Source organism: Frankia sp. CcI156 (assembly GCF_001983015.1).
Lineage (GTDB): Bacteria > Actinomycetota > Actinomycetes > Frankiales > Frankiaceae > Frankia > Frankia casuarinae.
Map to the genome: position 1 here is coordinate 1 of NZ_MOMD01000027.1, position 12,208 is coordinate 12,208.

The 12,208-nt window shown below is 72.1% G+C and carries 7 protein-coding genes and 1 pseudogene; 3 read left to right on the forward strand and 5 right to left on the reverse strand.

Annotated elements, in window-relative coordinates; genetic code table 11:
• The 3 genes from CcI156_RS11885 to CcI156_RS11895 all read left to right on the forward strand — a co-directional run.
• On the forward strand, nt 1-1,404 hold a 1,404-nt coding region (locus tag CcI156_RS11885), incomplete at its 5' end, for a branched-chain amino acid ABC transporter permease (RefSeq protein ID WP_076805730.1).
• On the forward strand, nt 1,401-2,411 hold the full coding sequence (locus CcI156_RS11890) for an ABC transporter ATP-binding protein (protein WP_035733612.1): 1,011 nt from the start codon (nt 1,401-1,403) through the stop codon (nt 2,409-2,411). The genes CcI156_RS11885 and CcI156_RS11890, both read left to right, overlap by 4 nt.
• Entirely contained in the window at nt 2,411-3,139 is a 729-nt protein-coding gene (locus CcI156_RS11895) for an ABC transporter ATP-binding protein (RefSeq protein WP_011434810.1), read from the forward strand. The genes CcI156_RS11890 and CcI156_RS11895 overlap by 1 nt, the downstream gene beginning before the upstream one ends.
• A 69-nt stretch (nt 3,140-3,208) precedes the next feature.
• Here CcI156_RS11895 and CcI156_RS11900 read toward each other — a convergent pair whose 3' ends face one another.
• The 5 genes and pseudogenes from CcI156_RS11900 to CcI156_RS11915 form a co-directional block, all read right to left on the reverse strand.
• On the reverse strand, nt 3,209-4,561 hold the full coding sequence (locus CcI156_RS11900) for a D-arabinono-1,4-lactone oxidase (protein ID WP_023840859.1): 1,353 nt from the start codon (nt 4,559-4,561) through the stop codon (nt 3,209-3,211).
• 171 nt (nt 4,562-4,732) lie between these two features.
• On the reverse strand, nt 4,733-5,881 hold the full coding sequence (locus tag CcI156_RS11905; protein ID WP_254847385.1) for an acyltransferase: 1,149 nt from the start codon (nt 5,879-5,881) through the stop codon (nt 4,733-4,735).
• A 287-nt stretch (nt 5,882-6,168) separates the two neighbouring features.
• Nucleotides 6,169-7,011, reverse strand: a complete 843-nt coding sequence (locus tag CcI156_RS11910; RefSeq protein ID WP_011434813.1) for an SDR family oxidoreductase — start codon at nt 7,009-7,011, stop codon at nt 6,169-6,171.
• A gap of 265 nt (nt 7,012-7,276) precedes the next feature.
• Nucleotides 7,277-7,363 (reverse strand): annotated as a pseudogene (locus tag CcI156_RS27730) (VapC toxin family PIN domain ribonuclease); the annotation flags it as partial.
• 188 nt (nt 7,364-7,551) lie between these two features.
• Nucleotides 7,552-12,117: a cation-transporting P-type ATPase gene (locus tag CcI156_RS11915; protein WP_076805685.1), complete on the reverse strand. Its 4,566-nt coding sequence runs from the start codon at nt 12,115-12,117 to the stop codon at nt 7,552-7,554.
• Nucleotides 12,118-12,208 lie beyond the last annotated feature (91 nt).

Consider the following 12,208-nt stretch of genomic DNA (forward strand, 5'->3'; position numbering starts at 1 on the left):
GCGACGTCGTCCGCCCGCCCGCCGAGGGCCGGGGCGCCGCTCCCACCCGCCGGGCCGGGTGGCGGGTCTGGTGGCGACCCGGCGGGCGCATCGCTGCGTCCGGCCGTGCTGTTCTCCCCGGCCCGGCTGCGCCAGCTCGGGGTGCTGCTGCTGGTGGGTGTGCTCGCCGCGGTGGTGACCGGTCCGGCCGGGGGCTCCGACAAACCGCTGAAGGCATTTCAGGATTCGGTGCTGGACGCGCGGATCCTGCCCTACCTGGGGCTCGCCGTCGCGTTGTGGATCGTCCTGGCGCTCGGCGTCGAACTGCGGGGCGCGGCGGGCCGGCTGACGGCCGGCATCCGGGGGCCGGTGAGCGCGGCCTACGCCACCCGGGGCGGCCCGATCGCGCTGAACCTGGCGCTTCTGGCGGTCGCGATCATCGCCCCGCTGGTCGTCTCGACCGCCGCGCAGCAGTCGATGGTCAACGACATCGGCATCTACGCGCTGCTCGCACTGGGCCTGAACGTCGTGGTCGGCTACGCCGGCCTGCTCGACCTCGGCTACATCGCCTTCTTCGCCATCGGTGCCTACGCGACGGCCTACTTCACCTCACAGACCGCGATGCCGTGGCACGCGCCCTTCGTGCTCAACCCGTTCTTCGTCTTCCCGATCGCGCTGGTCCTTGCCGCGCTCGCCGGCGTCGTCCTGGGCGCGCCGACGCTGCGGCTGCGGGGTGACTACCTGGCGATCGTCACGCTCGGTTTCGGTGAGATCATCCATTTGATCGCGAACAACGCCGACAACATCACGAACGGTGCCCGGGGGGCCTTCGGCGTTCCGCACCTGTCGATCAACCTGCTCGGCCTCGGCTACGAGTGGGGCATCGATCCGCTGCCGTATTACTACCTGCTCCTGGCCATCATCGTCGGAGTCATGATCGCCTTCGGTCGGCTGGAACGGTCCAGGATCGGCCGGGCCTGGGCGGCGATCCGCGAGGACGAGATCGCAGCCGAGGCGACCGGGGTCGCGACCCTGCGGATGAAGCTGCTCGCCTTCGCTATCGGCGCCTCGGTGTCGGGCTTCGCCGGCGTGCTCTTCGCCTCCAAACAGTTCTTCAACCCGCAGAGCTTCAGCCTGCAGGCGTCGTTCTTCGTCGTCGCCGTCGTCATCTTCGGCGGGATGGGTTCCCGGCTCGGGGTGGTGGTCGGTGCCGTCGTCCTCCAGGGCATCGCCTTCTACCTGCGCGACAAGGTCCCGCCCGCGGACCGGTACATCTACTTCGGCGCTGTCATCGTGATCATGATGATCTTCCGTCCGCAGGGACTCGTGCCGTCGCGCCGGCGGCGTCGGGAGATCCAGCTCGCGGAGGCCGGCATCGGCGCGGCGGACTCCCTGGGCGCCGCGCCCACGGGGGGCAAGCCGTGACCAGGGGCGGAGCGCACCGCGTCTCCCCGCCGGGACACCGGCGCTCCCGGGACCGGCAGCGCGGGAGCAGCCAGGGCCGCGGGAGCAGCCAGGGCCGCGGGGACAGCCAGGGCCCGGGGGAAGCCGGGCGCGGCGGAGGCCCGGAGGACCTAGTGGTGGAGGCCCGCGACCTGGCGCTGCGGTTCGGGGGTGTGACCAGCCTCGACGGCGTCTCACTGCGCCAGCGCCGGGGCGAGATCCTGGCGGTGATCGGACCGAACGGGGCCGGCAAGACCTCGCTGTTCAACTGCCTCACCGGGGCATACCGCCCGCAGCAGGGATCGGTCACCTTCTGGCCCCGGCCCGGCCGGCAGGCCGAGCTGGTGGGGCGCAGCCCRCACGCCATCACCCGGCTCGGCGTCGCCCGGACCTTCCAGAACATCCGGCTCTTCCCCGCCCTGTCGGCGCTGGAGAACGTCCAGATCGGGACCGAGGTGCGGCAGCGGTACGGGCCGCTGGCCGCGGTGCTGGGGCTGCCGGGCGCCCGGCGGGCCGAGCGTGACGGCGTGCGGCACGCGCTGGAGCTGCTTGAGCTCGTGGGCCTGCCGCACCGGGCGCACGAGCTCGCCTCGTCGCTGCCCTACGGCGAGCAACGCCGGTTGGAGATYGCCCGGGCGCTCGGTACCGAGCCGCGCCTGCTGCTGCTCGACGAGCCCGCGGCCGGCACGAACCCGGCGGAGAAGCGTGACCTGGCAGAGTTGATCATCCGGATCGCGGGCACCGGGGTGTCGGTCCTGCTCATCGAGCATGACATGCGGCTGGTCATGTCGGTGGCGACCTCGGTGGTGGTGCTCAACTTCGGCCGGATCATCGCGTCCGGCACGCCGGTGGAGGTCCAGCGGGACCCGGCGGTCATCGAGGCGTACCTGGGCCTGGCCGACGCCGGCGCGGTGGATCCCGATGTGGTGGATCCCGATGTGGTGGATCCCGGCGCGGCCGGCCCCGCCGGGTGGAAGGAACTGCGCTGATGCTGCTGACCCTGGCCAATGTCGAGGTCGCCTACGGCGCCGTCACCGCCCTGCGCGGCGTCAGCCTGGAGGTGGCCGAGGGCGAGATCGTCACCCTGCTCGGGGCCAACGGCGCCGGCAAGACAACCACGCTGCGGACGGTCTCCGGACTGCTGCGGCCCCGGGCGGGACAGACGTGGCTGGACGGTCGCCCATTGTCGTCAATTCCGGCGCACGAACTCGTCGGCCGGGGGGTGAGCCACGTGCCCGAGGGCCGGCGAATCTTCCCGAGCATGAGTGTCCGAGAGAACCTCCTGATGGGCGCCTACCACGATCGCCGGCATGTGCGGACCGACCTCGGCCGGGTGCTCGCGCTCTTCCCCCGGCTGGCCGAGCGGATCGCGCAGCCGGGAGGCACGTTGTCCGGCGGCGAGCAGCAGATGCTCGCGATCGGACGCGCGCTGATGAGCCGTCCCCGGCTGATGCTCCTCGACGAGCCGTCGATGGGGCTGGCCCCAATGATCGTTCAGACCATCTTCGAGGTGATCGCGGAGATCAACCGGGAGGGGGTCGCGGTACTGCTGGTCGAGCAGAACGCGGCCTCGGCGCTGCGGATCGCGGGCCGCGGCTACGTGCTGGAGACCGGCGAGGTCGTGCTGGCGGGTACCGCCGCGAGTCTGCTGGCCGACGACCGGGTCCGGCAGGCCTACCTCGGGGAGGACGTCGGCGGCCGGACCACCGCAGGCTGAACCGCCCGCGACCGCTGCTCCGCCCGTCGCCACATCGGCGAGAAACCGCCGTGGCGTGCCGCGGTCGGGTCACCGAGCGTTGGTGGCGCAGGCCGGTGAGCCGAGGACGCGGTCGAGATACGCGTTCGCGAACACCCCGGTCGGGTCGGCGGCGTCGCGCACGGCCAGGAAGTCGTCGAAACGGGGATAGAGCCCACGCAGCGTCGCCGCGTCCAGTGAATGCAGTTTGCCCCAGTGCGGCCGGCCGCCGACCGACAACATGATTTTCTCGGCGAGGCCGAAGTAGTCGCCGTGCGCACCGCGATGATCCACGTGCACGGCGATGTAGGCGGTGTCGCGGCCGTACGCCGTCGATATCGGGATCTCGTCCGCGGCGGCACATCGGACCTCCACCGGGAAGACGGCACGCACGTCCGCGCTCCCCATGGCGTAGACCAGCTCACGCAGCGTCGCGGCGAGATCGGCACGGGGGAGGGCGTACTCCATCTCCTTGAACCGGACCCGGCGGTGGGAGGTGAACACCCGGTAGGACAGGTCGCGGAACGTGCGGCTGCCCGAGGCCCGCGCGCTGACGTGCGCGATGGGCCGCACCGCCGCGGGCATCCGCCGGCCCGTCGTCATCAGCGCGCCGAAGAGGGTGTTCGACACCAGTTCGTCGTCAACCCAGCAGCGCAGCCGGGGCAGCGGCGCCAGGCCGTCGTCGAGCGGACGCCGCTGCCCGCGTCTGACCAGGGCCGTCGTGGTGTGCGGAAACCACGAGAAGCGGAGGTGGTCGGTCTGGTCGACGAGCTCGTCGTAGGTGTCGAGGACCTCGTCCAGGCGCATCGGACCCTCCTGGACCTGCAGGGCGAACAGCGGCACCGCCTGCAGGGTGACCGACGTGACGACGCCGACGGCACCCAGGCCCAGCCGGGCGGCGGCGAACAACTCGGGACGTTCGCCGCGTGAACAGGTGACCACACTGCCGTCGCCGAGTACCACCTCGAGTGCCCGGACCTGGGTGCACAGGCCGCCGAAGCGGCTCCCGGTGCCGTGGGTGCCGGTCGAGATGGCACCCGCGATGGTCACCTCGTCGACGTCGCCCTGGTTGGTCAGGGCGAGCCCGGCCTCCGCGAGCAGCCGGTTCAGCCGGCGCATGGTCATCCCACCGCGCACCGTCACCAGGCCGCTGCCGCCGTCCAGAGCGACGAGGTCGGCGCACCTGTCCAGGCGGACCTGGACGGAGCCCGGGTCCGGGCGGCCGATGGCGCTCATGGAATGGGACGATCCGATCGCCCGGATCTGATGGCCGTCCCGGATGGCGGTACCGACCAGGGCGGAGATCTCCTCCGCGTCGCGGGGGCGGGCGAGGCGCACCGACCGGACGGTCTCGTTGCCCGCCCAGTTGCGCCAGGCCGAGGACTTACCAACGGGCGAGCCCATGGGCACCTCCGTCTGCCGGGACCGATGGCCGCGGTCCGGGGCCGGTCCGAAGTCGGGACCGGCCACCATCGTGAACCGGGCCTTCCCGGCTCCGTCACGCGGGGGGCGGGTGATGGCCGTTCACAGGGCGATGCGTCGTCCGACCTCCGTCCGGGCGGGATGGGCCGGTGGTCACGGACGAGCGACAGGTACGACATGATCCGCGCTTGCGGACTCCGGTGGGATCCGCGGTCGCACATCGGGCAGCAGACTCYGGTAGGCATGACGGGGGGACGATCGTGACCGGAGTACCCCCATCAGCCATCGGCGGGCCGGGCCTTCCACCGTGTGATGCAGGGCCGCGGCGAAGGCGAAGGACAGGGCGAAGTCGGCGAGGATGGCGAGCGCCGTCCCGGCCGCGGTGGTGGCGTCGACCCAGCCGAGTTCCCCGCTGATCGTGAGTGTGGCGGGGTGAATGAGATAGAAGGCGTAGGAGATCTCGCCGAAATAGACGAGTGGGCGGGAGCTGAACACCGGAATCCGGCGGCCGTCCGCCTCACGGGTGCCGGCCAGGAAGATGATGATGGCAAACGCCGGCAGTGTGAGCGTGTCCATGAATCCCTGTAGATGGCCGTAGCGGTAGCCCAGGAGTATCGGGACGACCAGCCAGGCGCAGGAGAAGGCGGTGAGCATCCGACGCTGCCACGGCGTTGCGCGGGCACCCTCACGAGCCAGCAACCCAAGGACCACGCCAAGGACGAACTCGCCGAGCCGCACCGCCGGGTTCGCGTACGCGGCAAGATCGAACCGAGAGCCCGCGGTGCTCGCCGCACATGCCACGGCCGCGGCAGGGAGAACGAACAGGAGCGCGGCGCGGATGCGTTCGGGGTTGGTGCGGGTCGCGAACCTGCGGTACACGTGGGGGAAGACCAGGTAGAAGAACGCCTCGCAGGACAACGACCACAGCACGGCACCACCCCAGCCGAAATAGATCGACTGGGTTGGAACCCATGCCTGGACGAGGAGCAGACTCGGCAGGATGGAGAGGGGCTTCGAGCCGAAGTCCCCCAATGTCCCCAGCGGCCACGCGATCGCGAGCCAGATCCAGATGGCKGCGAAGTACAGGGGATAGACCCGGGCGAACCGGCGCCAGTAGAACTGCCCCGCGGTGATCGGCCTGGTCGCCCAGGTGAGGACGAACCCCGACAGCACGAAGAAGAACGTGACGCCCACGTAACCGATGTTGCCCAGCACCGCGACCACCGGCAGGGTCCCCTGGACGTCCGCGTGGATGTGGCGGAGGAACACCAGAGTGGCGGCGACTCCCCGCAAGCCGGTCAACGTGGGCAGCTCCAGCCCGGTCTGAGGTGCTGGGAGCTGCCGCGAGGGACGGAAGCTCTCCTGCTGGGCGGATTCTGGCGAGGTCCTCCGGGTCAACGCGCCCCCTTGATCGTCAGCCGTGCGTGCCGTCCCAGGCGAGGCCACGGCGATACCTCGGAGGAACAAACACTAACGTAGGTGTTGAATTGCCCATCGCGCCCCCGATCRGGTGAACATCGTGGCGCCGGCAGCCGGCTAGCGGGCGAACCTGGGACCTGGGCGGCAGTCGCCGCACAGCGTTGTGAGGTCTAGCCCGTCTGCGGACGAGCTACGAACGAGTCCACTGGTCCGGGTCCATAGGTGGGGCGTATCACGATCTCGGTGATACTCGCGCGGTCGGGAAGTGCCACTGCCCCGGTCACGACGTCGGCGATGTCGTCGGGCGCGATGAGCAGGTCGGCATTCCACGCCCGCCCCTCGGCCTGGAAGATTTTTTGCTGCATGGGGGTCGCCGTGCGGCCCGGGAAGACCGTGCACACCCGCACCCCGGCAGCCGAGACCTCCGCCCGCAGGCTGTCGGCGATCGCCCGCAGGGCGTGCTTGGCCGCGGCGTACTGGCCGACGCCGGCGCCGGCGGACAAGCCCTGGGTGGAGTTGATGAACACCACGTCGCCACCGGTCCGGACGAGGTCCGGAATCAGCATCTGGGTGAGCACATAGGGCGCGCGTACATTGATGTCCAGCTGTTCGTCAAGGTCGGTCAGTGGGGCGTCGGCGATCGCGCCGCGGTGGTAGGCCCCTGCCGAGTGCACCAGGATCTTCAGGTCCGTGGGCTGATCACGGACCATGTCGACCAGACAGCCGCGGTCCGCGGGATCGGTGATGTCCGCAGCCTGGTGATGGATGGTCAGACCGACCTCGTCGGCCTCCTTGACCATCCTCGCCAGCACCTCCTCATCGCGACCGGTCGCGATGACAAATGCGCCGGCCCGCGCCAACCGAAGGGCGACGGCGCGCCCGATCCCGCTGGAGGCACCGGTGACCAGTGCGCCGCGGCCGGCGAGCTGGGGCAGGTGGGGCAGGTGGGTACGCGGACTTCCGCCTAGCAGATGGTCGGCACAGGCGATGGCCAGGTTCTGCTTTGCCGTCACTGCTTGGACGCTCCTCGGCAGAGTGGCGCAGGTCGCTAACCTGGACGAACACGAGCAGGCTGCCGCTGGGATCCGCGGACGGGTCCCGTTCGCCAGCGCGAACACGCGTCGATGCGGGTCGATCGCGGCTATCTGCGGCGAAGTAGCCACATCCCGCACGGTTGCGACTGTACCATCACGTAACGGTCGAGTATGCGTTGGCGCCCAGGGCCGCCCCAGCTCTCCAATCCCCGCCAGGAACGCGGTCAGGTCGAGTGGAGCGACCGAGGCCGGCGGCTTCCGCTGTCGCTGCGATCAGCGGATCGGGGACGCTCGGGGCCCGGTGATGGCCGGCTGCGGCGGCAAGCGTGCGGYGCGGATACTCGACACGCGAGATTCCGGCTCGGGCGGAGGCAGCGTCGAGCTTGGGGAGAACCGCGTCGGCACGTCACGTACGAGGATGTCRGCCACCGGCGTCACCTCACAGGTTCAATATCAGATTCCTCAATCGCGATATCATGGCCGCTTCTGTGCGGGCACCTACCCCACTCACCTCGCAACTCACCTCGCACGTACCCAAAGGTGTCCTGCGGCGGACTGCAGCCCGGCGGAGGCTTGGAGGAGGAAGGAGAGCAACGTCCCCGCCAGCGACGCGCCGATCGCGATCGACCAGCCCGCCGGACCGAGCGGGGTGCAACCGAAGAACTGGCTGACGCCTGGCATCTGCACGATGGCGGCCAGGACGACCGCCGAGGCGGCGATGCTCAGCAGGACCGTCCGGCTGCGGCCGCCGACGAGCAGCGTCTGGCCCAGTTGCGAGCCGACGAGCGCGGCGAGGCCGACCGTGTTCGCGTGCCGTCGGYGCCCGGTGAGGCGGGCGATGATCCAGGCACCCGTGGCGGCGAGGGTCGTGGCGACCGCCCGCACCGCGATCTCCCGGTTCAGGGCGGTACCGAGGGAGCGCTCCGGGCCCTCGCTGAGGAGCTGTCCGGTCGCCTCCGGATCCGGCTCGCGCAGCGCGACGGCCAGGGCCGGGGCGAGATCGGTGAGCAGGTTGACGAGCAGCAGTTGCCGCGCGGACAGTGGCGACCGCCCGGTGGCCATGGAGCCGAGGAGAGTGAACGCGATCTCGCCGAGGTTCCCGCCCACGAAGATGCCCAGGGCCTGGCGGACCGAGGCCCACATCGAACGGCCCTCGACGAGCACGTCGATGATCGTGTTCAGCTGGTCGTCCGTCACGATCACGTCGGCGGCGGCCCGGGCCGCCGGCGTGCCACGCCGGCCCAGCGCGAGGCCGACGTCGGCGAGCCGGATGGCGGGCGCGTCGTTGGCGCCGTCGCCGGTCATCGCCACCGTCTTGCCCAGCCGCTGGTAGGCCTCCACGACCCGCACCTTATGCAGCGGAGTGCTCCGGGCGATCACGGCCACCCTGGGCAGGACCGCGTCCAGGGCCTCGTCGTCCATGGCTTCGAGCTCGACACCCGTCAGCATGATCTGGTCGTCGGTGAGCACTCCCAGTTCGGTGGCGATCGTCCTGGCGGTGGCCGGATGGTCTCCGGTCATCATCAGCACCTGCACGCCCGCGGCGCGCAGCGCCTCCAGCGACGCCCCGGCCGTGGTCCGGACCGGGTCGGACAGGACGAGGAAGCCGAGGAAGGCCAACTCGGCCACGCTGTCATCGGTGAGTTCCTCGTCCGCCGGTCGGGGCGCGGACCCCAGGTCGCGATCGGCCACCGCGAGGACGCGGTAGCCCGCGCCCGCGAGCCGGCTGTGCTCCTGGATGAGCCTCGCCCGCCGGCGGTCGTTCAGCGGTGCCGTTCCGTCGGCGGTCCGGATGCGGGCGCACCGTGGCAGCAGCACCTCGGGCGCCYCTTTGACGCTCAGCACCGTGGTCGTGCCGGCATCCCCCACTGCCGCGTGGTAGCCGCGGCCCGGCTCGAAGGGAAGCGAGGCCGTCGGCGACCACACGGCGAGACCGTACTCGCGGGTCACCGCCGCCGCGGCCGCTCCCTTCTGCACCGCGCGATCGGTCGGATGCGGCAACTTCTTCTTTCCTTTGCCGCGCGGCGTGGCGCGTAGCCCGGCGGCCAGCACCCGCCGATGCGTCGCTCCGAACTCGGTCACCGCGGCGGTGTGCGTGCCGTCCGAGACGGCGTGCAGGCGGATCCTGCCCTCGGTGAGCGTTCCGGTCTTGTCGAAACCCAGCACGTCCACCCGGCCGAGGGTCTCGATGGTGCGGGGGTTGCGTACCAGCGCGCCCCGTGCCGAGAGCCGTCGGGCGGCGGAAAGCTGGGCGGCGGTCGCGAGGAAGGGCAGCCCTTCGGGCACCGCCGCGACGGCGAGCGCCACCCCGGCGCTGAGCGTGTCCCGGATCGGCAGGCCACGGATCAACCCGGAGGCCAACAGTGCCCCGGCGGCGGCGAGCGCCACCGGAATGGTGAGATCGGTGATTGTGGACAGTCGCGCCTCGACGCCGCTGAGCCGGGCGGGACCGGCGGTCGCGGCCATGCTGCGCCCCGCCTCGGTGGCCGAGCCGGTGGCCACCACCACGCCGGCGCCCCGCCCGCCGGCGACGGTCGTTCCTTCGTAGATCATCGAGGAGCGGTCTGCCAGGTTGGCGGCTGCCACCGGTCCGGGCGATTTCGTGACCGGCATGGACTCGCCGGTCAGCGACGACTCGTCGACGTCGAGCCCCGTCGTCGACAGGAGCCGGCAGTCCGCGGGGACGACATCCCCGGCCCCGACCATGATGATGTCGCCCGGGACCAGGTCGTCCGCCGGCAGCTTGGTCTCCTCGCCGTCCCGCAGCACCCGGGCCGGAACCGCCGAGACGGCGAACAGTCGGGCGAGTGCCCGGTCCGCCCGTATCTGCTGGACCGCGCCGGCGAACGCCGAGCCGATCGCGACGCTGAGCACCAGACCGGCGTCCAGCACGGAACCGGTCGCGGCCGACAGCGCGGCGCCGCCGAGGAGGACGGGGGTGAGCGGGTTGGCCAGTTCGGCCGCGAACGCCCGGACGAGGCTGGGCGCGGTCGCCTGCATCGACACCGCGCCGTCCTGGCGGCGTCGCGCCGCCTCCTCGGTGGACAGCCCACCCGGGCGGCTGTTGTCCAGCAGAGCCAGGCAGTCCTCGGCCGGCAGGATGTGCCACGGGGTACGGGGGACTGCGGGCGGCGGGGGGCGGCGACCCAGTTCCCGCGCCGCCCAGATCCCCTCGCCGAGGGCGGCGGTGACCGCCGCGGTGACCATTGTCATGGCCCGGGAGACCAGCCGCGGGTCGGCCCCGGTGAGCATGGCCAACGCACCGGCACCCGAGCCCACCTGGGCGAGCCGCACCGCGTGCCGGCTCACCTGGGCGGCCGCGGCGACCGCCTCGATCACGAGGCTGGCGGCGGCCAGGTCATTCCCAACCAGGATGTGCGCCCCCCAGGCCGGCGAGCCGTCGTGGCCGTTCACGCCGACGCCGCAGTCCGCGGTGCCGACCGCGGCCCGTCGGCGGGACACGACCAGGACGCCGCCGCGCTCGGCCTGCAGACCGCGGATCGTCCCGACCAACCGGTCCCCCCCGGGTACCCCGGGAAGGTTGTTGGTGTCCTCCACTGTTCCGCCGGCGCCGGCGGGAGGGTCACCGGCGATGAACACCGCCCGCCCGGAACGGCGGCAGGCGGCCAGCAGGTGGTGGCTCCCCTCCGCTCGCCCGGGTTCGACCGACACGATGGCCATCAGCCTGCTGCCCTGAGCCAGACCGAGCACCGTGTCCGCCCCGGACCGGGCCAGTTCGCGGCGCTCCCGGACACCGGTCCGGCCGCGCAGGCCGAGCTGTTCCACCGGCCCGAGGGCCCAGCCCTCCGCGGTGGCGACGGCGCTGATACCGGCCGGACGGAACAGGGCGTGCGCGCGGACCGCGACGTCGCTGCGGTTCGCACCGGCCAGCGGCACGACGTCGGCGATTATGCGTTCCTCTCCGCGCAGGACGTCGGCGTCGATGACGATGGTGTCGACGCGGTCGAGCACCCGCAGGGCCGCCGAATCCATGACGTGGACGCCGCGGCGCGCCAGGACGCGGGTCAACTGGGCGGCGAAGCCCTCCCGCCCGACCCGGGCCGGGCGTGGCAGCGAGGTGGCGGCCAGCGCCACGGCACGGCGCGGATTCCCGGTGGCGGCGGTGGCGGCCGCGAACCCGCCGAGCCCGCCGAGCACGGCGAGGTCGGCGTAGCGCTCCACCGGACCGTCCGGCAGCGGTCGCGGCCGTTCGGTCACCACCGGCTCGGCCGCGGCCCAGTCCGGATGACCGAGCAGCCCGTCCCGAGCCGCCATGAAGGCGTCCCGGCGCGCACGCGCCTCGCCCAGCGCGACCATCCGGTAGCCGGCGTCGACCGCGAGACCGAGATTCCCCTGCGCCAGGGCGAGGGCACCGGCGTTGACCAGCCCGAGGACGACGTCGGCCCGGCCCGCGCCGAGCATCTGCTCCACCCACCGGCGCAGCCGGGGTTGGGTGTCGACGAGGGTGACCAGCGATGCGATCTCGATGGGCAGTGGCACCGCCCGGGCGAGCCGGCCCGCCGACGCCAGCGCGAACGCGACCCCGTCGGCCGCCAGTGCCGCGGCCGTCCGGCGGACCGGCGCCGCGAACCTCGCCACCGCTCCCGGCTTCGGTTCGAGCGCGACGCCCTCCACCCGGCCGAGGGCCGCGACCAGGTCATCGAGGGTGGGGGGCGGTTCGGCGAGCCCGATCAGGACACATTGCAACGGCTCGTTGACCCGGGCCCACGCCACCCCGGGCTGATTCTCCAGTACTCGTTCCAGCTGCCGGCGACGGGATTCGCCGGCAGGCCCGGAGATCCCCCGGATCCCGAGACTGAGAAGGTGGTGGGCGTCGGCCCTCCCCCGCGGTTCGCCGGCCGCCGTGGAGCCGGCGATCTCGCGATCGGCGCCGTCGCGATCGGCGCCGTCGCGATCGACGCCGCGGGGCGTGGGGGGCCCGGGTGCGAGGGAACCGGGCTTTGAATCCGGACTCCACCCGGTCCGGGTATGGGCAAGAACCGTATGGGCGAGAACCGGCTGGGCCACCGCCCCCAGGAGGGCGCTCGGCACGCGCAGGACGGTCCGGGCTGCGGGCAGACGCATCCGCGMGGCCTCCTCCTCATCATTGCGTGATCATCGCGTGCGGCGGGCGCGGGCCACGGCTGCCTCGTAGTCCTAACCGACTACCCTCTCC

Excerpts from the sequence above, each read along its gene's own strand:
- CcI156_RS11895 (WP_011434810.1), top strand. The coding sequence starts at position 2,411 with ATGCTGCTGACCCTGGCCAATGTCGAGGTCGCCTACGGCGCCGTCACC.
- CcI156_RS11900 (WP_023840859.1), bottom strand. The coding sequence starts at position 4,561 with ATGGGCTCGCCCGTTGGTAAGTCCTCGGCCTGGCGCAACTGGGCGGGC.